General features: G+C 62.9%; 18 protein-coding genes. 14 read left to right on the top strand and 4 right to left on the bottom strand.

All coding sequences use genetic code 11. The features are described 5' to 3' along the window. Position 1 precedes the first annotated feature (1 nt). The 7 genes from PCS43_RS24195 (at position 2) to PCS43_RS24165 (ending at position 9,912) form a co-directional block, all read left to right on the top strand. Positions 2-1,882: a dipeptide/oligopeptide/nickel ABC transporter permease/ATP-binding protein gene (locus PCS43_RS24195; RefSeq protein ID WP_225320135.1), complete on the top strand. Its 1,881-nt coding sequence runs from the start codon at positions 2-4 to the stop codon at positions 1,880-1,882. Then, positions 1,879-2,670, top strand: a complete 792-nt coding sequence (locus PCS43_RS24190; RefSeq protein ID WP_003940215.1) for an ABC transporter ATP-binding protein — start codon at positions 1,879-1,881, stop codon at positions 2,668-2,670. The genes PCS43_RS24195 and PCS43_RS24190 overlap by 4 nt, the downstream gene beginning before the upstream one ends. Beyond that, the gene (locus PCS43_RS24185) at positions 2,667-6,026 is read left to right on the top strand and encodes an alpha/beta fold hydrolase (RefSeq protein ID WP_209909805.1); all 3,360 of its coding nucleotides are present in this window, start codon (positions 2,667-2,669) and stop codon (positions 6,024-6,026) included. The genes PCS43_RS24190 and PCS43_RS24185 overlap by 4 nt, the downstream gene beginning before the upstream one ends. After that, positions 6,023-7,186, top strand: a complete 1,164-nt coding sequence (locus tag PCS43_RS24180) for a M20/M25/M40 family metallo-hydrolase (protein WP_054187730.1) — start codon at positions 6,023-6,025, stop codon at positions 7,184-7,186. Before PCS43_RS24185 ends, PCS43_RS24180 begins: the two co-directional genes overlap by 4 nt. Next, positions 7,164-7,985, top strand: a complete 822-nt coding sequence (locus PCS43_RS24175) for a GNAT family N-acetyltransferase (RefSeq protein ID WP_007731362.1) — start codon at positions 7,164-7,166, stop codon at positions 7,983-7,985. The genes PCS43_RS24180 and PCS43_RS24175 overlap by 23 nt, the downstream gene beginning before the upstream one ends. Further along, positions 7,975-9,108 carry an o-succinylbenzoate synthase gene (menC, locus tag PCS43_RS24170; protein WP_007731359.1) on the top strand — a complete coding sequence of 378 codons (1,134 nt, stop codon included), beginning with the start codon at positions 7,975-7,977 and terminating at the stop codon, positions 9,106-9,108. Before PCS43_RS24175 ends, menC begins: the two co-directional genes overlap by 11 nt. A 123-nt stretch (positions 9,109-9,231) precedes the next feature. Beyond that, positions 9,232-9,912, top strand: coding sequence for a 3'-5' exonuclease (locus PCS43_RS24165; protein WP_003940028.1), 681 nt, complete (start codon positions 9,232-9,234; stop codon positions 9,910-9,912). Between the two features lie 28 nt (positions 9,913-9,940). Here the strand turns inward: PCS43_RS24165 and PCS43_RS24160 are convergent, their stop codons facing one another. Next, the gene (locus tag PCS43_RS24160) at positions 9,941-11,368 is read right to left on the bottom strand and encodes an amidase (RefSeq protein WP_058226227.1); all 1,428 of its coding nucleotides are present in this window, start codon (positions 11,366-11,368) and stop codon (positions 9,941-9,943) included. 115 nt (positions 11,369-11,483) lie between these two features. Next, entirely contained in the window at positions 11,484-12,350 is an 867-nt protein-coding gene (locus tag PCS43_RS24155; protein WP_042452756.1) for a helix-turn-helix transcriptional regulator, read from the bottom strand. A 131-nt stretch (positions 12,351-12,481) separates the two neighbouring features. On the opposite strand from PCS43_RS24155, the gene PCS43_RS24150 reads away from it, so the two are divergent. The 6 genes from PCS43_RS24150 (at position 12,482) to PCS43_RS24125 (ending at position 18,538) form a co-directional block, all read left to right on the top strand. Beyond that, on the top strand, positions 12,482-14,086 hold the full coding sequence (locus tag PCS43_RS24150; RefSeq protein WP_030535166.1) for an acyl--CoA ligase family protein: 1,605 nt from the start codon (positions 12,482-12,484) through the stop codon (positions 14,084-14,086). Between the two features lie 28 nt (positions 14,087-14,114). Beyond that, positions 14,115-14,807 carry a TetR family transcriptional regulator gene (locus tag PCS43_RS24145; protein WP_003939674.1) on the top strand — a complete coding sequence of 231 codons (693 nt, stop codon included), beginning with the start codon at positions 14,115-14,117 and terminating at the stop codon, positions 14,805-14,807. A 159-nt stretch (positions 14,808-14,966) separates the two neighbouring features. Continuing rightward, positions 14,967-16,124: an acyl-CoA dehydrogenase gene (locus PCS43_RS24140; RefSeq protein ID WP_003939784.1), complete on the top strand. Its 1,158-nt coding sequence runs from the start codon at positions 14,967-14,969 to the stop codon at positions 16,122-16,124. An 87-nt stretch (positions 16,125-16,211) separates the two neighbouring features. Beyond that, positions 16,212-17,060 carry a 3-hydroxybutyryl-CoA dehydrogenase gene (locus tag PCS43_RS24135; protein WP_003940434.1) on the top strand — a complete coding sequence of 283 codons (849 nt, stop codon included), beginning with the start codon at positions 16,212-16,214 and terminating at the stop codon, positions 17,058-17,060. A 167-nt stretch (positions 17,061-17,227) separates the two neighbouring features. After that, positions 17,228-18,121 (top strand): oxygenase MpaB family protein, encoded by an 894-nt coding sequence (locus PCS43_RS24130; protein WP_209909808.1) that lies wholly within the window; start codon positions 17,228-17,230, stop codon positions 18,119-18,121. Positions 18,122-18,145: 24 nt separating this feature from the next. Continuing rightward, complete coding sequence (locus PCS43_RS24125; protein WP_003940158.1) at positions 18,146-18,538, top strand: RNA-binding S4 domain-containing protein; 393 nt, start codon at positions 18,146-18,148, stop codon at positions 18,536-18,538. 3 nt (positions 18,539-18,541) lie between these two features. Here the strand turns inward: PCS43_RS24125 and PCS43_RS24120 are convergent, their stop codons facing one another. Continuing rightward, a complete protein-coding gene (locus PCS43_RS24120; RefSeq protein ID WP_007731353.1) occupies positions 18,542-19,171 on the bottom strand; it encodes a GyrI-like domain-containing protein in 630 nt (209 codons plus the stop codon). Between the two features lie 123 nt (positions 19,172-19,294). On the opposite strand from PCS43_RS24120, the gene PCS43_RS24115 reads away from it, so the two are divergent. Further along, positions 19,295-20,479 (top strand): metallophosphoesterase, encoded by a 1,185-nt coding sequence (locus tag PCS43_RS24115; RefSeq protein ID WP_209909811.1) that lies wholly within the window; start codon positions 19,295-19,297, stop codon positions 20,477-20,479. Between the two features lie 6 nt (positions 20,480-20,485). Here the strand turns inward: PCS43_RS24115 and PCS43_RS24110 are convergent, their stop codons facing one another. Further along, complete coding sequence (locus PCS43_RS24110; RefSeq protein WP_209909814.1) at positions 20,486-21,172, bottom strand: TetR/AcrR family transcriptional regulator; 687 nt, start codon at positions 21,170-21,172, stop codon at positions 20,486-20,488. Between the last annotated feature and the right edge of the window lie 7 nt (positions 21,173-21,179).

Below are 21,179 nucleotides of genomic sequence, written 5' to 3'. Positions count from 1 at the left end.
GTTGAGCACCTCACCTACGGCCCCCACTGCGGCCCCCAAGACGCCCCCGCGACGACACTGGATCGTCGGAACGTTCCGCACCCCATTGGGAATCCTGGCCCTCACCTTCCTGACCGCTCTGATCGCCCTCGTCATCTTCGGACCGATGATCTGGGGTGACGCCGCTGTCGCAGCCAACCCGAAGGCACTCTCTCAGGGACCGAGTTCCGAGCACATCTTCGGCACCGACGCCGGCGGGCGTGACGTCTTCGCCCGCACGATGACCGCCGCGAGACTGTCGGTGCTCATGGCTCTCGGAGCCGTCGCACTCGGTGTCACAATTGGCCTGATACTCGGTACGCTCCCGACGCTCGCTCCCCGCTGGGTCGGACGAATGGTCGTGGCATTCCTCAACTTCGCCATCGCATTCCCCGGACTGCTCCTCGCGATCTTCCTGTTGGTCGTTCTCGGACAGGGTGCTGGCAGCGCGGTGATCGCCATCGGTCTCGCCCTGGCCTCGCCGTTCGCGAGGTTGACGTACGCACTGGCTTCGTCGGTCAACGGACGCGACTTCATCGACGCAGCACGCATCCTCGGGGTTACCAAGCCGGGGCTGCTGTTCCGCCACATTCTCCCCAATATCCGTGAACCACTCATCGTCAATGCCAGCATCGCTGTCGGCAGCGGCCTCGTGGTCTTCGCCGGACTCTCGTTCCTCGGCTTGGGCATTCAGCCGCCTGCATTCGACTGGGGCCGGATGCTCAACGAAGGTCTGTCGAAGATCTTCGTCAACCCGGCCACCGCACTCGCCCCCGGCATCGCCGTCGTGCTCGCCGGCTTGACCTTCACGCTGCTCGGCGAGGCCATTGCTCGCGGCGCGGGAGTTCGCAGCCCGATCAGCAGTCGCCTGCCGAAGTGGAAGCCGATCAACCGGAAAACTGCCCAGGCCGATTCGGCGCCCACCGACGAAGACGCGGTACTGACCGTCCGCAACATGTCCGTCGCAGTCCCCGCGGGTGACGACTGGCGTCGCCCCGTCGACAACATCAGTTTTACAGTTCACCGCGGCGAAACCGTGGGCATCGTCGGTGAATCCGGGTCCGGAAAGTCACTGAGTTGCATGGCAATCGCGCAGCTGACCGACCACCCCACCGTGGTCGACGCCGGGCTCATCGAGTTCGACGGCACCGTGCTGATGAAGGACGGCAAGCGGCCGGACGACGCGGCTTCGCGCAAGGTTGCCCGCCAACTCGGCACACGTATGGCGATGGTGTTCCAGGATCCGATGTCGTCCATGAATCCGTCTCTCAAGGTCGGATACCAGGTCGCCGAGATAGGTTGGCTCCACGAAGGTATGAGCAAGGCCGACGCGAAGAAGGCGGCAGTCGAGCGACTGAACGCCGTCAAGATCCCCGACGCGCCCAGGCGTGCGAAGCAGTACCCCCACGAGTTCTCCGGCGGTATGCGTCAGCGCGCGATGATCGCCATGGGTCTGATGGGTAAGCCCGCTCTGATCATCGCGGACGAACCCACCACTGCGCTCGACGTGACCGTTCAGCGTGAGGTCCTCGGGCTGCTCCACGAGGTTCGCGAAGAAACCGGCGCCGCAATCCTTCTCATCTCGCACGACATGGCCGTCATCACCGGCATGTGCACCCGTGTCCTCGTCATGTTTGCCGGCGAAATCGTCGAAGACATCGCAGTCGACGATCTGATTGCCGGCCGTGCAAAGCATCCGTACACCCGCGCGCTGATCGCCGCGGTCCCCACCATGAGCACCGATCGCGACAAGCCGCTTGCCACCGTCGACGAAGCCTGGCAGGTGGAGAGCCTCGACGCCGAGGAGAGCACCGCCGACATCGAGTTGGAAGAACTGTTGGCTGTTGCAGAGGAGATCCGATGAGCAGACTCGAATTCCGTGACGTCAACGTCCACCTCGGTAGCGGTTCGAAAAAATTCCACGCCGTCAAGAACATCAATCTCGACATCCCCTCCGGATCGGTGGTCGGTCTCGTCGGTGAATCGGGTTCCGGAAAGTCGACACTGGCGCGAGCAACTGTCGGCCTGGCCGAGCCCAGTTCCGGCCAGATCCTTCTCGACGGTGTGGACGTCGCTCACGCCCGCGGCGCGACGGCTCGTCTGCGCCACCGGATCCAGATGGTCTTCCAAGATCCGTACTCGTGCCTCGACCCGCGAATGACCATCGGCCAGTCACTCGCCGAGGCGCTGCGGTCCACCGAGCGTCGTGACAAAGCTCGGCGCAGCCGCGGCGACCGCGCCGCCGAGGTCGCTCGACTCCTCACCACCGTCCAACTGCCGGTGGAGAAGGCGCACGAATACCCATCGTCGTTGTCGGGTGGTCAGCGCCAACGCGTTGCCCTCGCGCGGGCTTTGGCAGCCGCACCGGCAGTTCTGCTTGCCGACGAAATCACCTCCGCTCTGGACGTGTCCGTGCAGGGCGCGGTTCTGAATCTGTTGGTGGATCTGCAGAAGCAGCTTGGTCTGACGGTTCTGTTCGTCAGTCACAACCTGGCGGTGATCCGCTACGTCTGTGACCACGTCGCAGTCATGCTCGGCGGCGAGATCGTCGAGCACGGGCCGGTTCTCGACGTGATCGATTCGCCGAAGGAGCCGTACACGGCAAAGCTGTTGTCCGCGATCCCGACATTCGGGGAGCCGATGTTCCAATGACAACGCCGACCACTCTCGACTCCCCCGCTGCCGTAGCCCGTGCCGAAGAACGTCGTTCGGCGAGAATCCAGGATTACGCGTCCGTGGTTACACCGACCAGCATCGCCGTATCGGCGTCGGGACGCATTGCATACGTACGTACCGAAGCGAATCCGGCTGCGGATACCAACGAGCGTTCGATCTGGTTGGCTTCCCCGCAACTACAGCTCACCGCGGGACCTGCCGACACCTCGCCGGCCTGGCATCCCGTTTCGACGCTGTTGGTCTTCGTTCGGCCAGATTCCTCGGGCACACCACAACTGTGGAAGGTCGACGCCACCGGGGGCCCGGCAACACAGCTGACCACCACGGCGCAGCTCCCGCTCGGCGTGGGGGCACCGGTGTTCTCTCCCGACGGCGCTCGGATCGCCTTCAGCGCCCCCGTCGACCGCACGGGCGCCGGATCGTCATGCCTCTTGGTGGCGAAGCGCCTCAACTACAAGGTCGACGGATCCGGTGTCCGGGGCAGCGTTCGGGCGCACCTGTTCGAGTTCGATCTGGCCGCCGGCTCACTACGGCAGCTGACGGACGGCGATTGGGACGCTTCGCATCCCGCGTACAGTCCCGACGGCACCGAACTGGCTTTCACCGCGGCGATGGACGGCGACGCCGATCTGACGCGGGCGAGTTCCGCCTGGACCGTATCGCTGACTGATCTCGCCTCCGCTCCGCGGATGTTGGGGCACGCACGCGGCATCGCAGGACCACTTGCATGGACACCTGCCGGCGACGCGGTCGTAGCCGTCGGTTGGCACACGCCGATCATTCACAACAACGAACTTCTTGTCCTGCACCGCGACCAGCGAGCGGAAGACCGCAGCCTGACATCCGGACTCGACCGAAACGTCATGCCGGGCGGGACCGGTTATCCCGGTGGCGCACCGAGTTTCACCGCCGACGGCGACATCGTCTTCTGCATCCGCAACCACGGCTCCACCGAACTGCACAAGGTCGATTTCGGATCAGGCTCCGTCTCACCACTTCTCACCGGCGAGCAGACAGTGGTCTCAGGCCTTGCCCTGACGTCCGGGCGAGCCGTCGTCGCGCTGGCAACGGCGACATCCTTCGGCGAGGTCGCCGTCATCGACCTCGAGACTCGTGCAGTCGAAACGGTCACCGAATTGAACACGGAACTGACAACTTCCGTCGCGTTTCCAGTCGCCTCCGAGCGTTGGTTCGACATCAGCGACGGCACCCGTGTTCAGGGTTGGATCCTGCGCGACCCGAACGTCACGGGCGCCGGTCCGCTGGTTCTGGACGTCCACGGCGGACCACACAATGCCTGGACCGGAACGCCCACCGTGATGCACGCATACCACGCGGAACTGGTCGCGCTGGGATTCACGGTCTTGATGATCAATCCGCGCGGAAGTGACGGCTACGGAAACGACTTCTTCGACGGTGTGCGGGACGGCTGGGGTGAGGCGGATCGTGCCGACCTGCTCGAACCGGTCGAAACCCTTGTCGCCGAGGGGATGGCCGATCCCAAGCAACTGGTACTCACGGGCTACAGCTACGGCGGATTCATGACGTGCGCTCTGACGTCCGTCACCGATCGGTTTGCCGTCGCAGTCGCCGGTGGTCTCGTTTGCGACATCGCGAACACGGCCGGCCCCTCGGACGAGGGCATCTTGCTGCAGACGGTCGAATTCGACCCGCAGTCATCTCGGGTACGGGAACTTTCGCCGCTGGGGCGAGTTTCCCAGGTGACGACACCGACGCTGATCCTTCACGGCGGCAGCGACGTCCGTTGCCCGGTCAACCAGGCCGAACAGTGGTTCGGTGGACTGCGTTTGGCCGGCACCCCGACCGAGTTGGTGGTTTTCCCGGACGCGTCACATGACTTCGTGTTGACGGGTCGGCCGTCCCACCGACTGGAGTACAGCACTCGTCTCGTCGACTGGATCGAACGGCACCTCTCCCCCAAGCCCGCACTGACCACGGTCGATCCCGACTACTGGCAGTACCGACTCGACACCCTGAGTGCGAAGTACGGGGTGCCCGGCGCCTCACTGGGAATTCTGACCACAACCCGCAGCGGATTCTCCCGCACCGTGGTCACGTCCGGTGTCGTCAGTACCCGCACCGGCGTCGCGGCTACGCCCGACACGTTGTTCCAGATGGGTTCGATCAGCAAGGTCTGGACGGCCACCCTGATCATGCAGCTCGTCGAAGAAGGATTGCTGGATCTCGACTCACCTGTCCGGAACATCTTGCCGGACTTCGCAGTTGCCGACGCGGTAGCCACCGAAACGGTCACGACTCGCCACCTGTTGACTCACACCAGTGGCATCGACGGTGACGTTTTCATCGACGGCGGACGCGGCGACGACTGCGTCGAGCGATACGTCGCAGCACTGAAATCAACGGTGCAGCTCTTCGCCCCCGGCACCGATTGGTCGTACTGCAACACCGGCTTCGTGATCGCCGGACGAATCATCGAGGTTCTCCGAGGTAAGAGTTGGGACGCGGTTCTGCGCGAGCGGATCATCGAACCGCTCGGCCTGACCAAAACCACGACCCTGCCTGAGGAGACGGCACTGCACCGCGCTGCAGTCGGGCACGTCGGCGGTGCCGACGACCTCGAGCAGACACCACAGTTCCTCATCCCCCGCTCGATGGGCCCCGCCGGCCTCATCAACAGCACGGCCGAAGATCTACTCCTGTTCGCTCAGGACTCGATGCGCGAGGACCCGGTTCTCCTTCGGCGTTCCACTCATCTGGCGATGCTCGAGGAGCGCCGCCAGATCGGTGACGTGTCGTCAGCGGACATCATGGGAACCACGTGGCTGCTGCACAATTGGGGCGGTGTACTGGCTCATGGCCACAATGGCGGAACTCTCGGCCAGCAGTCGTTCTTGCGAGTGGTGCCGTCGTGCGGTCTAGCCGTGGTCCTGATGGCCAACGGTGGAGCAATGGACGCTCTCTCCGGCGATCTTCTGGCTGAAGTAATCGGTTCCATAGGCGGCGTCAGTGTGACACCGGCATTCTCGCCTGGTGACCCCCACACCCGCGTCACGTCCTCACCTGAAGAACTCGATGCGCTGTGCGGCCTGTACCGCGATGCCGCAGCCGATTTCGTCTTGGAAAGGACCGGCGGTTCCCTGACCGCCCGCCGCACCGATCACATCGACCCTTCGGTCACCGCCGAAAGCGCAGAGTCCGTCTCTCTCAGCCTGATCGAAGTTCACCCTGGAGTGTTCGGGACCCGACTCCCTCAATCAGCAGGTTGGATCCGGATCACTTTCTCCGACAACGGGAGTACACAATTGCTACACGTCGGAAGCCGCGCGTATCCGCGAGTGAACAACCGATGACCATTCTCCGCGATCTGGCCGAGCGCCAACTTCCTCAGATCCTCGAGGACGCCATCGCGCTCATCGAAGTCGAGTCGCCGTCACACGATCTCGAAGCTGTTGCCCGCAGCGCGAAGTGGACGTCAGATCTTGTCCACGAACGACTCGGCGTGACACCGGAGTCGATAGTGACGGAAGGCCGAACCCATCTGGTGACCCGTTTCGGCAGCTCACCGACGCGGTTGATGCTGCTCGGTCATCATGACACCGTGTGGCCGATCGGCACCCTGACACGCCTGCCCGCAGCCGTCACCGACGGAGCGCTCCGAGGTCCGGGCGGACTCGACATGAAACTTGGTGTCGTTCAGGCAATCCACGCCCTCGCTATCGTCCGGGAGCTGCACGGCGACGATGCACTCGACGGAATCACACTCCTCGTGACCGGTGACGAAGAAATCGGTTCACCCACGTCGCGGTCCCTCATCGAGGAACTTGCGGCAGGCGCGGTACTGGTTCTCGAGGCCGGCGGTGACGGTGGCGAACTGAAGACTGTCCGCAAGGGGGTGTCGCTGTATCGGATCCATGTTGCCGGTCGCGCCGCCCACGCCGGGCTGGAGCCGGAAAAAGGCATCAACGCTGCAGTAGAACTGGCTCGTCTCGTGATCGCGATCAACGACTTGTCCTCGCCGGCACAGGCAACCACCGTCACCCCGACTGTCATTTCAGCCGGAACCACAACCAACACCGTTCCGGCAGAAGCCTTCGTCGACGTGGACGTGCGCGCAACCAGCGCCGCCGAGCAGGAGCGCGTCGATGCGAATATCCGAGCCCTGCAGGCAATCCACCCCGAAGCCGTAGTCACGGTCTCGGGTGGTGTCAACCGTCCACCTCTCGAAGCGACGATGTCCGCACCGTTACTGGCGTTGGCGGAACGCGTTGCGCTCGAGCATGATCTGACTCCGCTCGTCGGCCTCGCCGTCGGCGGAGCCTCGGACGGAAACTTCACTGCCGGTATCGGTATCCCCACCCTCGACGGCCTCGGTGGCGTCGGCGGCGGTGCACACGCCGAGACCGAGCATGCGCTCGTGTCCGCAATCGCTCCGAGGACGGCGTTGGTTGCGGGCCTTATTCGTTCGATCACGTCTGAAGGGGGCCCTCGTGTCGAAAAGCAAAGCGGTTGAGTTTCGAGAACTGGTCGATACCCGCGAAATAGCCGATCTATCCGCCGTTTTCGACGAGATCTGGGCTACCAGTCCCGGACCGGCTCATTTCGGCACTGCGATGTTGGTTGCGCTTCACCACGGTGGTCACTACGTGGTGGGAGCCTTTTCCGAAGGCGAAATGATCGGTGGTTGCGTCGGATTCTTCGTCGAGCCTCTCGGCGAGGTTCTGCACTCACACATCGCCGGAGTACTACCGGGACACGCAGGCAAGGGAATCGGCCGCGCCCTCAAGCATCATCAGCGAGACTGGTGCATCGAGCGCGGCGTCAGGACGATCCGGTGGACCTTCGATCCACTGGTCGCACGAAATGCCTATTTCAACATTCAACGTCTCGGAGCCGAACCGGCCGAATACAACCCGGATTTCTACGGGTCGATGGCAGACGGAATCAACGCAGGCGACGCCAGCGATCGTATGCTCGTCAGTTGGGACCTCGACGTCGATGGATCTCCGAGTTCTACTGTGGCCGTGAATGATACATTCAAGGTGCTTCAACCCACCGAAGACGGTACGCCTCGAATGCTCCCGATCCCACCCGACTGCGTCGATATCGCAGTCGGAATACCCAGAGACATCGAGCATCTGAGAACAGTCGACCGCGCCTCTGCCTTTGCCTGGCGACACGCGCTTCGCGAGTACCTCGAACCACTGATCGCCTCGAAGGAATGGCAATCGACCGGCTTCGACCCCAGCGGCTATTACATGTTCACGAAAATCTGCGAGACAACCGGAGAAGAGCAAGTCCATGCACATTGAGTCCGTCGAATTGCGCGAACTGCGCATCCCTCTCGTCTCCCCCTTCACCACGTCATTCAGCACCCAGCTCGAGCGCAACACCCTCGTCCTGAAAGTGAGCGGCACCACCGACGGCCCCAACGGTCCGGTGGAGACCGTCGGCTGGGGCGAGTGCGGCTCGCTCAGCGATCCGTACTACAACTCCGAATACACCGCTGGTGCGCGGGCGATGCTTCGCGAGTATCTTGTTCCGACGCTACGTAAGTCGCAGTCGGATCAACCGCTCACCGCCGAGACGGTCGGCAGCGTACTTCACCACATCGTGGGTCACCAGATGTCCAAGTCGGCTATCGAAATGGCAATTCTCGATGCTGAATTGCGCGCTCGCGGACAGTCTTTCGCTCGGTACCTCGGTGCCACTCGCACGCGAGTTCCCTCGGGAGTGTCCATCGGCATCCAGGACAGCATCCCTCAGCTGCTCGAGACCGTCGGCAACTATCTGTCGCAGGGTTACGTGCGAATCAAGCTGAAGATCAAGCCGGGCTGGGACATCGCTCCCGTGGCTGCGGTGCGCAAGGAGTTCGGCTACGACGTTCCTCTGCAGGTCGACGCGAACGCCGCGTACACCCTCGTCGACGCGCAGTTGCTCCGTCGCCTGGACGAATTCGCACTGCTCCTCATCGAACAGCCGCTGGCCGAGGACGATTTGGTGCAGCACGCCAAGCTCGCCCAGTCCCTTTCGACTCCGATCTGCCTCGACGAGTCGGTCGAGTCGGCCAAGGATGCGGCGGATGCCATCACGCTCGGTGCCGCTTCGGTCATCAACATCAAGCCGAGCCGTGTCGGTGGATATCTGGAAGCCAAGCGCATCCACGATCTCGCCTCGGCACACGGTATTGCGGTGTGGTGCGGCGGAATGCTCGAGACCGGAATCGGCCGCGCCGCCAACGCAGCCCTCGCGGCGCTGGACGGATTCACGCTGCCCGGCGACATCTCGGCGTCCGATCGCTTCTACAAGGAAGACATCACCGAACCTTTTGTCATCGAGGACGGCCACATCGCCGTGCCGCAGGGACCGGGCTTCGGTGTGACTCCGCGCGAAGACGTCATGGATCGCTTCACGGTCGGAACCGAGATTCTGTAGGTCCGTCACACAGTTACGCAGCAGCCACCTCCACCTTCACCCCGGAGGTGGCTGTTCGTCGTTTGTGTCGGTAGGGGGGTGCATAGTGATTCGGACATGACGTTCTGCACCGAAAGGCCCCCGATGAGTAGCTGGTCCGATCGCCCGATCTGCGCGTTCGACCTCGAGACCACGGGGCGGGATCCGTCGACCGCTCGTATCGTCAGTGCCTGCGTCGCGGTGATCGACGGTTCGAGTGTCGAAACACGCACGTGGCTACTCGATCCCGGCGTCGACATCCCCGCCGGCGCCTCGGCTGTTCACGGCATCAGCACCGAGTTCGCGGCGCAACACGGCCAGGATTATTCCGAGGGCTACGAAGAGATTCGCGAGGCTCTGCACAATTCCTGGGCGCGCGATCACGCCGTGGTGGCGTTCAATGCCTCCTATGATCTGACGGTCATGCATGCCGAGGGTCTGCGCATCGGCAAGCCTGCATTCGTTCCGGGGTTGGTGATCGATCCGTACGTGATCGATCGGGCGATGGATACGTTCCGCAAGGGCAAGCGAACGCTTGCGGCCGTGTGCGAGCACTACGGAATTTCATTGGAGTCGGCGCACGAAGCCGAGGCCGATGCCAAAGCTGCGGCAGCGTTGGCCCGCGAGTTGGCCGTGCGGTTCCCCGACATCCTGGGGCTCGATCTCATGGTCGATCAAGCCGATTGGCACGCCGAGCGGCAACGCGATTTCGCCGAGTACCTTCTCAGCCAAGGGAGGGACGTGGCAGATGTGAACGGCCAGTGGCCGATTCGCATCATCGCCTGACGTCCTCCCCGGCTCGGACGACCGCGCGCTACGCCGGGACCGGCGGCCACACCGGCGCAATGGACCACGGACGGGCTGTTTCGAGCTGCGACGCAACCTGAATCAGCAGATCTTCACGGCCGAACGCGCCGACCAACTGCACGCCGATCGGAACGCCGGCCGAGTCATGACCCATCGGCAAGGAAATCGCCGGCTGACCTGAACTGTTGAACGGACTGGTCAAGCCGCTGTACCCGGCCGAATGCTCCCAGATCGACATAGGATTCGCCGTATCGAGCAGACCGAGCGGAGCTGCCGGCCGAGCCATCGTCGGAGTCAGCAACAGGTCGTGATCGACGAAGAACGCACCGATCACCTGGGCGGCCCGCTCGAGTTCCTGCAACGCCTTGACGACGTTCGTCGCACTTTCGGACTTCGCGCGGTCGTAGATCATCCGCGCCATCGGCTCGAGGTCGTCGTCGCGGATCGCGCGGTTCAGGGCGTCGAGTCGTTCGTCGACCTCGATCGTCATCGGAATGCCCATCAACACCGACAGCCCGGCAGTGAGCGCATCGAGCGGAAAGTTCGGGGCACTCTCGGTGACATCGTGACCGAGTTCTTCGAGCAGGCCGGCAACACCGGTCGCGACGGCCGAGCACTCCGGGTCCACCGGTGTGCCGTCAGGAAGAGCGTTACTCAGACCGATCCGCAACCGTCCGGGATCGGCACCCACTTCCTCGATGTACGGCCGCTTCGGCGCCAGGATCACGTAAGGATCGCCCACTGTCGGCCCGGCGGACAGATCGAGAAGCAGCGCAGTGTCGCGGACACTTCGGGTGAGCGCGTGATGAACACTCATCGGCGACGAGAAGAGCGTGCGCGCCGGTGCCGTCGGAGTACGTCCTCGGCTCGGCTTGAGGCCTACCAGGCCGCAGGCCGATGCGGGAATACGGATCGATCCACCACCGTCGCTGGCATGCCCGCCTGGCACGATCCCGACGGCAACAGCTACAGCCGTGCCACCCGAAGATCCGCCGGGCGAACGATCAAGGGCGTAAGGGTTACGGGTGGGTCCGAACAGCGCAGGTTCGGTACTCGCGTTCTTGCCGAACTCCGGGGTGTTCGTCTTGCCGATGACAACCAGACCAGCCTGGCGGTAGCGCTCGACGAGCGTCGAATCTTTTTCTGCCACAGCGTCGGCGAACAATCGAGATCCATTGGTGCTCGGCAATCCTGCGACGTCCATGCCGAGGTCTTTGATCACGAACGGGACGCCGTGCAGTGGGCCATCCGGCAGGCCGCCTGATACCTCGTTGCGCGCTTCCTCTCGGCGCTCACTGATCACCGCGTTGACTGCCGGGTTGCGCTCGTCGAGCCTGTCCAGACTGAACTCGAGGACTTCCTTGGCGGAGACGTCGCCGCTCTTGATCGCTTCGGCCAGGCCGGTCATGTCGTTGTTGTCGAACAAATCCTGCATCGATGCCCTCATCACTCGTGTCGAACTCTGCCGATAGTGAGGTCCGTCATATCAACCGGAGTGGCGACGCAGTTCCGAAATTCCGCTTGGCGGGACCGATCAGAGAATCAAGCCCTCACAGAATCAAACCTTGCCGCCGCGCTTCCACGACCGCTTCGTGACGACTGCGGACGTCGAGTTTTCCCATCAGATTCCTCATGTACGTCTTGATCGTTTCGACGCTCAGGGACAACCTCTCGGCGATCTCGGCATTGCGCAGTCCGAGAGCGACGTACCCCATCACCTCCCGCTCGCGTGGCGACAGGACAACGGTGTTCGCGACTGGAGTGTTCGCGGAAGGTTTCGGCGACGCCAACGACCGCAACTTTGCCTCGACCGCGAGGACCTGCGCGCTGAGAGCCATGTCCTCGAGGTTCGCCGCGATCTCGCCGAGCGCCAGGACGCTCTCGGTCAACCCTTCGGATATCTGGGCATCGCGGTTCGAACCATGTTCCACCGCAGCGGTATCGAGCATCGCCACCCGACGATCCACTTCGTCGCGAATCTCGAATTCTCGGGCCAACGCGTACGACGATCGCATCATCGTCTCTGCGATCACGTCGCCGATCGGCAGGTTGGCACGCAGTCCTCCGTAGATCGCTCCGCGAGTAACCCCGCGTACGACGATGGGGACTGCCATCAAGGATTCAATCGCTTCGGTACCCACTTCATAGTCGTAGTCGTGAGTGATGTGCGACGAGTTCGCGTAGTCCTGGACCGCGCCCGGTCGTTGTTCTGCGATCGCCCGACCGCCGAGTCCGCATTCGGCGTCGATCCGGAGGTTTCGCAGGATGTTGCTGCGCGTGCCGACGTGACCGGTGATGGTCAGCGACCGGTCGCTGACGCAGCCGCCGAACAGAACCGGCAACTCGGTTTTGGGGTGCAGCCGACGCAGTTCGGCGCGCAACGCGTCGTCGTCGCTCGGTCTCAGTACCCTGCTCACTCTCACCTCCACGTACCCAATTCAGAGGGTAGCGGCACCTTTGGCTGGGCAATAGCGTGCATCCAGGCCATTTGTAGTGCCGATCACACTTATCGTGACACCAACCGTGCCACGTCGCCTTCGGAGGAACCGTGTCTGTCCCGACAGCTGTTGCAGCCAACAACACCCCGCTCAGTCCGCTGCGCTTTCTCGAGCGCAGCGCCGCGGTGTTCCCCGAGCGCACCGCCGTCGTTCACGGCGACCGGACCTACTCGTACCGAGAGTTCGGTGACGAGGTCGCGGCTCTGGCCCGCGTCCTGCGTGAACGCATTCAGCCCGGTGACCGCGTTGCATACCTGGCGCCGAACGTACCCGAGATGCTGTTCGCGCATTTTGCCGTCCCCCTCGCCGGCGGGGTCCTGATCGCCCTGAACTCACGCCTCGCCGGTCCCGAACTCGAATACATTCTCGATCACTCGGGAACCACGATCCTGTTCGTGGACTCCGAATTCGTCGGTTCGGTCACCTCGTCCAAGGCAAACGTGGGGAGCCTGCGTGAGATCGTCGAGATCCCGGACTCCACCGTCCCCTATCCGGACGTTCCCACCGGAATCGTCACCGGGCAGTACGCCGATCTGATTGCCGAAGGCGAAGCTCTCTCCGATCAGCCACTGCACTGGGGCGTCGACGACGAGCAGCAGTGCATCGCCATCAACTACACCTCGGGTACCACCGGAAAACCCAAGGGCGTCATGTACTCCCACCGCGGGGCGTACCTGAACTCGCTCGGCGAGACATTCCACAACGGCTTCGACGGAGCGACGAAGTATCTGTGGACACTGCCGATGTTCCACTGCAACGGGTGGTGCACGCCGTGGGCCGTCACTCAGGCCGCGGGCACACATATCTGCCTGCGCGCGGTCCGCGCCGATGCGATCTGGGACGCCATCGACAATCTGGGCGTGACACATCTGTGCGGCGCTCCTACCGTCTGCTCCACCATCGCCGACGCAGACCAGGCCCACAAGGTCGACGCCTTGCGCATCACCACCGCCGGCGCTCCCCCGTCACCGACGATCATCGGAAAACTCGAAGACATCGGTGTCACCGTGGTTCACGTCTACGGCCTCACCGAGGTGTACGGCCCCTACACGATCTGCGAATACCAGGAAGCCTGGGACGACAAGCCGCAGTCCGAGCGCGCCGCACTTCTCTCGCGTCAGGGAGTCGGCATGGTGCAGGCCGAAAATGCTCGCGTTGTCGATGCCGAGATGAACGACGTCCCCGCCGACGGCCAGACCATGGGTGAGATCGTGCTCCGCGGCAACAACGTGATGCTCGGGTACTACCGCGACGAGGCCGCGACAGCCGAAGCATTTGCCGGTGGTTGGTTCCATTCCGGCGACCTCGGCGTCATGCATCCCGACGGATACATCCAGCTCAAGGACCGCGCGAAGGACATCATCATCTCAGGCGGCGAGAACATCTCCACCGTCGAGGTCGAGCAGGCGATCATGAGTCACCCCGCGGTGATCGACGTGGCAGTCGTCGGCGTTCCGGACGAGAAGTGGGGCGAGCGCCCGAAGGCATTCGTGGTGCTGGGCAAGGGATTACAGGCATCCGCCGAAGACATCGTCGAGCACACCCGCACTTTGCTGGCCGGGTACAAGGTTCCCCGCGACATCGTCTTCCCGCTCGACCTTCCTCGCACCCCCACCGGCAAGGTTCTCAAGTTCCAGCTACGCGCCGACAACTGACGCCGACGAAACCTGGATACTTGCATCCATGACCGAGCGCTCCGATGTACCCGGAACTGACCCCGCACAGTTTCGGGTACACGTCGCGTCTCAAGCGATCCGGTTGTTCTCGGAGAACGGGTACGAAGCCACCACCGTCGAGCAGATCGCCGCTGCCGCCGGTGTGTCGCGTCGGACGTTCTTCCGGCAGTTCCGCTCCAAGGAAGACGTGATCTTCGCCGATCACGAGTCCCTCCTCGAACACGTCGCAGAGTTCCTCGCGTCCGATTCCGCCGACCCCTGGGCGTCCGTGTGCGAGGCCGCGGGACTGGTCTTCGATTTCTTCCGCAGGAACCGAGACCTGTCGATGCGGCGATACCGCGTCGTACAGCATGTTCCGGCTCTTCGCGACCGCGAACTCGTCACCGGATTCCGCTACGAGCGCCTCTTCGTCGACTACCTGCGCAGCGCTGTGCCCCGCGAGCCTGTCCTCGAGGTTGTCGGTTTTGCCGCAGCTGTCACCGCGTGCCACAACTACCTCTTGCGAAGCATGATCAAAGGCGACGAGGACGCCACAGCTGATGCACTAAGTCAGGCATTGCTCGACGTTCGGCGGACATACGGCGTGGCACCCGGGTCCAAGACCAGCACGCCAGAATCGAAGTCCGTGCTGGTAGTAGCCTTTCCCCCGGGCACGTCCGCTGATGAGATCAGCAGAAAAATCCACGAACAACTCGGCTGACACTGCTCGTGCACCGAAACTTCACACACCCATCCCTTGACCTGGCACTCAGTGCCGTGTTTGACTGGGGTCATGGGCACCGGTCTGTCCGCGAATCTCGCTGGTAACGCCGGAGCCGCACCGACCGCCTTCAAGCCACCTTCACCAAGGAGCGTTCCCATGGCAGGAAACCCGGATTTCAATCTCTTCGCACTGAACGAAGAGCACGACGAACTGCGGGCTGCTATCCGCGGACTCTCCGAGAAGGAAATCGCGCCGTACGCCAAGGACGTCGACGAGAACGCACGTTTCCCCGAGGAAGCGCTCACCGCTCTCAACGCGTCCGGCTTCAACGCCATCCACGTTCCCGAGGCTTACGACGGCCAGGGCGCCGATTCCGTCGCCACCTGCATCGTCATCGAGGAAGTCGCCCGCGTCTGTGGCTCCTCCTCGCTGATCCCCGCTGTGAACAAGCTCGGCACCATGGGCCTGATCCTCAAGGGTTCCGAAGAGCTCAAGTCCAAGGTGCTCCCGGACCTCGTCAACGGCGGAATGGCGTCGTACGCACTGTCCGAGCGTGAAGCCGGATCCGACGCCGCTTCGATGCGTACCCGCGCAAAGGCTGACGGCGACGACTGGATCCTCAACGGCTCCAAGTGCTGGATCACCAACGGCGGCAAGTCCACCTGGTACACCGTCATGGCTGTCACCGATCCCGACAAGGGCGCAAACGGCATCTCCTCTTTCATGGTCCACAAGGACGACGAGGGCTTTGTCGTCGGACCGAAGGAAAAGAAGCTCGGCATCAAGGGCTCCCCCACCGCTGAGCTGTACTTCGAGAACTGCCGCATCCCCGGCGACCGCATCATCGGCGAACCGGGCACCGGCTTCAAGACGGCACTCGAGACCCTCGACCACACGCGTCCCACCATCGGTGCTCAGGCTGTCGGCCTGGCCCAGGGCGCACTCGACGCGGCGCTGGCATACACCAAGGATCGCAAGCAGTTCGGCAAGTCCATCAGCGACTTCCAGGCTGTTCAGTTCATGCTCGCGGACATGGCGATGAAGGTCGAAGCCGCACGTCTGATGGTTTACACCTCCGCAGCACGCGCCGAGCGCGGCGAGAAGAACCTCGGCTTCATCTCCGCTGCGGCGAAGTGCTTCGCTTCGGACGTTGCCATGGAGGTCACCACCGACGCCGTGCAGCTGTTCGGTGGCGCCGGCTACACCACCGACTTCCCGGTCGAGCGCATGATGCGCGACGCCAAGATCACGCAGATCTACGAAGGCACCAACCAGATTCAGCGCGTCGTGATGTCGCGTGCGCTGTTGAAGTAAGGCACTTCGCGCCCCTGTGCGCCTTTCTGGTAGTTCTGACTACCGGAACGGCGCACAGGGGCTTGCCCCTAATTTTTGAGGAGAATCGTGGAACTCGTAGGCGTAATCGGCGGCGGCACCATGGGTGCCGGCATTGCCGAAGTTTGTGCAAAAGCCGGTAGCTCGGTACTGGTGCTCGAAACCAAAGAAGAATTTGCCGCCGCTGCTCGCGAACGGATCGCCAAGTCGATCAACCGCGGCGTCGCCAAGGGCAAGATCACCCAGGAAGAAGCCGACGCCGCGATCGCACGCGTCCGCGTCACCTTGGACATGGAAGAGTTCGCCGATCGCGATCTGGTGATCGAAGCTGCTCCCGAGATCGAAGCTCTCAAGTACGAGATCTTCGGCAAGCTCGACAAGATCGTCAAGCCTGCAGGCATTCTGGCGACCAACACCTCGTCGATCCCCGTCATCAAGATCGCCAAGGCCACCTCGCGCCCCGGCCAGGTTGTCGGCGTTCACTTCTTCAACCCCGTGCCGGTCATGCCGCTCGTGGAGATCGTGGTCAGCCTGACGACGTCCGAAGAGACCGTTCTCGCCGTCACCGACTACGCCAAGAACACCTTGCGCAAGAAGACGGTTCGCGCGGGCGACCGTTCGGGCTTCATCGTCAACGCTCTGCTCATCCCGTACCTGTGCCAGGCTGTCCGGATGCTCGAATCCGGCTACGCCACAGCAGAAGACATCGACGAGGCCATGAAGGGCGGCTGCGGCTACCCGATGGGCCCGCTGACGCTGCTCGACACCGTCGGTCTCGACATTGCCCTCGCAGCAGCAGAGTCCCTGTACGCGGAATTCGCAGAACCGCACTACGCTCCGCCGGCGCTGCTTCGCCGCATGGTCGACGCCGGTCGTCTCGGCAAGAAGACCGGTCGCGGCTTCTACGAATACGCCTGAGTCCGACCGCTTCACCCTTCCGGCCCCTCACCTGTTGCAGGTGAGGGGCCGGAGCTGTTTTTGGGACAGATCTTGTCGAATCCATTGACAAATTCGCGTGGCGCAGCAAAAGTCGTCATGTGACAACACCCGTTGTCACATGATGCGCAGGCGGAGGGGTCACCCAGATGAGCAGCGATGCGGACACAGGTACTCGTCGGCCGAAGCCCCGGGAACTGCCAGCGCCCCGGGCCCTGCGAGCAGATCCGATCGGCCCCGGTTCCCTGACGTGGACACACTTCGGCGACGTTCGCGGTCTGCTGTATCTCGGACGCGCAGGCACGCTGCAGAACATGCATCCCGCGGTAAGTGGAGCGCTGCAGGATCATTCGAATTTTTTCGACAACCCGCTCGACCGCCTGTTCCGCTCACTGCCGCCCATCTACGGCGTCGTGTACGACCGGACCGAAGAGGGCACAGGCACGCTCGTTCGCAACTTCCACACCGATCTCAAAGGAATCGACGAAACCGGCGGGCGCTACCACGCCCTCACTCCTGACACTTTCTGGTGGACACACGTCACGTTCTTCGAGGTGATTCTCGATTTCAACGAGCGATTCGCGTACAAGAAGTTCACGCAGGAGCAGAAGGACCAACTTGTCCGTGAGGCCGTAACCTGGTGGCGCTGTTACGGACTCACCGATCGACCGGCTTTCGACGACTACGCGAGTTTTCGCACGTATTGGGAAGACATGCTCGACAACCACCTGATCAACACCCACACCACAAAATGGTCGACGCGCATCGCCGAGCACGACATCGCACCGGCTCCGAAGGTTCCGACGTGGCTGTGGCGTCTTAGCTCTCGCCCCACGATGGCCGTGGCGAACTGGATCGGCAAGGCACTGATGCCGGAGAAGGCGCGCGAAACTCTCGGATGGGAATGGACGCCGCGCGACGAACGAATGTACTTCTGGTTCGCCCGCTTCCTGACATTGACAGATCGATTCTGGCATCTGCTGCCGTTACGACTGCGGTACGCGCCGCGCGCCTACTCGGGCATCCGCGCGCAGGGTCTGTGAGCACTCGTCGGTAGGCTGGAGTGCGTGCCAGCTCATCTCCCTTCCGACGCGATCAGTGTTCGTGTGGACAGCTGGACGTGGGCGGTTCGGCTGTTCAAGACACGCTCGCAGGCGGCGACGGCCTGCCGATCGGGACACGTTCGGGTCAATGGAACGTCGGCAAAGGCGGCTCAGCAGGTGAAAGCCGGCGACGAGGTGCGGGTGCGTGTATCCGGCATCGAACGCATTGTCGTCGTGGTCAAGCCGATCACGAAGCGAGTCAGCGCGGTGCTGGCCGCCGATTGCCTGCAGGATAATTCACCACCCCCACCACCGCCCGAACTGATCGCGTCCATTCCGCGACGTGATCGTGGCGCCGGCAGACCGACCAAACGCGAGCGACGCGACCTCGAGAAGTTGCGCGGCCTCGAGCCGTAATCGCTATCTCGAAACAGGCTGACGCAGAACCGTCTTCAGCTTCTCGGGCGGTGTACGGCGAGCGTCGCTGAGGTAGATCTCGTGATGATCGCCGTTGAAGCTCAGGCCGTTCGACGGGATGAACGTGTTGTGCAGCCGGTCCAGGGTGGGAGCTTCGTCGTCGTACGAGCCGACGTGAAGAATCTGGACGGACAGACCTTCCTCCAACTCGAGAAACCTGACCTTGTCGAGAGCGGCAATCTCCTTCTTGGCCCGCACTGCCTTGGCCCGGACTGCGTCAATCGACGCAGACAGTTCCGTCTCCGTGATCCACTCCGGTTGCGAGATCATCATCGTCCAATCCCACGACGACTTGTCCCGCGTCACGAACACCTCGGGGTCATCTGCCCGCCACAACCCTTCCAGCGGGCCCACGACGAAGTCGCGATCCAGTTCCTTCTTGCTCGCGAATTTGGTCGCGTAGGACACCGAATACAGCGCTTCGAGCGCCTCGGAGTACTCGGTGGCAGTGTTGGGATCACCGTGACCGTCGACGGCGAAGTAGCCGAAGCGGGGAACGGTCACGAGGGCAAAATCGCGGCGCCCAGGCGAGTAGAGATCCTTGTATGCCTTCTTGACGTCGTACTTCTCCATGCGCCACCCACCTGATCACTGGCCGAGTTTCAACGTTCGGAAACCTATCCGAGAACACCGACATCCCGATAGCGGACCACCGTCCCCTTGTTAATAGACCAGTGGACCTTTACTCTGGACGGGGTGACTACACCCCAGGCGACCGACGTCGCTCGAGTTCCGCGCCGCAGACCGTTGCGGATCGTTGCCATATCCGCGATTGTCGCGTCGATCTTGGCCCTGTTGTTCGTGTACCCGTGGTGGAGCTTGTTCATCCGGCCGGACTGGCCGACGGCGGTGGCAGTTTTCGGCACCGTTCTGTTTGCCACCCTCTTGATCGCCCTGCCTGCCAGTTTGGTGCTCAGCCACGGACACACCGACCGCGATCCAGTTCGCCTGATCGGCGACGCCCTCCTCGGAATCATCTGGGTCGTGTTCGTGTGGACCCTGCTCGGCGAAGTTCTGAGGCTCGGACTGCTCGTCGGCGGCGTGGATGATCCGCTTCGATCGAGAATCGTCGCCGTTGCGGCACTGATCACCTCGGCCGTTCTGCTGATCTGGGGCTATCGGGAAGCCATGAGACTGCCACGGATCAAGCACGTCGACGTCACCATCCCTCGCCTCGGAGCGGGAATGGACAAGCTTCGGGTAGTCGCAATTACCGACACCCATTTCGGCCCGATCAATCGCGAGAAGTGGTCCGAGCGCGTGATCGCGGCAGTCAACGAACTCGACGCCGACATCGTGGCCCACGTCGGTGACATTGCCGACGGAACAGTGGAGCAGCGCCTCGGCCAAGCCACCCCACTCGCGTCGGTGGAAGCCAGACTCGCTCGTGTCTACGTCACCGGGAATCACGAGTACTTCCACGAGGCTCAGGAGTGGCTCGACTACATGACCTCGATCGGCTGGGATGCCCTGCACAACCGGCACCTCGTCGTCACCAAGGGCGGCGACAACCTGGTCATCGCCGGAGTCGACGACGCCACCGCTCTGGGATCGAAGCTCGACGGTCACGGCGCGAACTTCGATATGGCCCTTGCCGGCACCGACCCCGATTTGCCGATCCTGATGCTCGCCCATCAACCGAAGCAGGTAACTCAGTCCGCTTCCGCGGGAGTGGATCTGCAGCTCGCCGGTCATACCCACGGCGGACAGATCTGGCCGTTCAACCTTCTGGTCAAACTCGATCAACCTTCGGTGCACGGGCTCACCCGTCACGGCGACCGCACGCAGTTGTACACAAGCCGCGGAACCGGGTTCTGGGGTCCACCATTCCGCGTGTTCGCACCGAGCGAGATCACCGTCCTGACGCTGCACAGCGCCTGAACGGGCTCAGCTCGTTCGGGTTGCCGCTCGCGCCGACAGCCCGACGAGCTGATTGATCAGACCTTCACGTAGGCCGGTTGCGAACATGTCGGCAGCAGGGGGCGCCTGCATCTCGTTCAGTACGACGACCATGGATTCGGCAGGCTCGGCAGTCGGCCACAAGCCTGCAACAATCACCAGGGTTACCTTGGCGAATTGAGCCGCGTCGCCCTCCGAGAGGTGAGGCAATTGCGAATGAATCAGCGACGCAAACCTTCCCGAGTTGACCGTTGCCCGCTTCTTGAAGTCACGGGCGAAGTCGACGGAGATGTTTCTTTCGAGGACACCTGCCATGACGCTCATCAACTCACACAGTAAACGCTGTGCGACAAGCGATTCCGCAACCGTCGATGCCACATGGATTTCAGTGGCGAACGGTGACTCGTCACCGGCCGGAGTCAACGACTCGGACAACCCGTCCAGCCACGCAACCCAGTTCTCGTCGAGCACTTCGAGAAAGATGGCTTCGCGACTGTCGAAGTAGCGAAGCACGTTCGACTTCGCGAGGCCGACGCTCTCACTGAGCTCACGCAGACTGATGTCTGCGACTGGCTTGGACCCGAGCATCGCGCGGGCCGCATCGAGAATCGCGCACCGACGCGCTTCGATCTGCTCAGGCCTGCGCGCGCGCTGAAATCCGTGGGTCGCCACCATCACGCAA

The organism is Rhodococcus sp. C-2, assembly GCF_027854095.1.
Lineage (GTDB): Bacteria > Actinomycetota > Actinomycetes > Mycobacteriales > Mycobacteriaceae > Rhodococcus_F > Rhodococcus_F qingshengii.
The sequence above is the reverse complement of the archived record's forward strand: the minus strand, read 5'-3'. Positions and strand labels throughout refer to the sequence as shown.

Coding starts and splice junctions, on each gene's coding strand:
- PCS43_RS24190 (WP_003940215.1), top strand. CDS start 1,879: ATGAGCAGACTCGAATTCCGTGACGTCAACGTCCACCTCGGTAGCGGT.
- PCS43_RS24185 (WP_209909805.1), top strand. CDS start 2,667: ATGACAACGCCGACCACTCTCGACTCCCCCGCTGCCGTAGCCCGTGCC.
- PCS43_RS24180 (WP_054187730.1), top strand. CDS start 6,023: ATGACCATTCTCCGCGATCTGGCCGAGCGCCAACTTCCTCAGATCCTC.
- menC (WP_007731359.1), top strand. CDS start 7,975: ATGCACATTGAGTCCGTCGAATTGCGCGAACTGCGCATCCCTCTCGTC.
- PCS43_RS24165 (WP_003940028.1), top strand. CDS start 9,232: ATGAGTAGCTGGTCCGATCGCCCGATCTGCGCGTTCGACCTCGAGACC.
- PCS43_RS24160 (WP_058226227.1), bottom strand. CDS start 11,368: ATGCAGGATTTGTTCGACAACAACGACATGACCGGCCTGGCCGAAGCG.
- PCS43_RS24145 (WP_003939674.1), top strand. CDS start 14,115: ATGACCGAGCGCTCCGATGTACCCGGAACTGACCCCGCACAGTTTCGG.
- PCS43_RS24140 (WP_003939784.1), top strand. CDS start 14,967: ATGGCAGGAAACCCGGATTTCAATCTCTTCGCACTGAACGAAGAGCAC.
- PCS43_RS24130 (WP_209909808.1), top strand. CDS start 17,228: ATGAGCAGCGATGCGGACACAGGTACTCGTCGGCCGAAGCCCCGGGAA.
- PCS43_RS24120 (WP_007731353.1), bottom strand. CDS start 19,171: ATGGAGAAGTACGACGTCAAGAAGGCATACAAGGATCTCTACTCGCCT.
- PCS43_RS24110 (WP_209909814.1), bottom strand. CDS start 21,172: ATGGTGGCGACCCACGGATTTCAGCGCGCGCGCAGGCCTGAGCAGATC.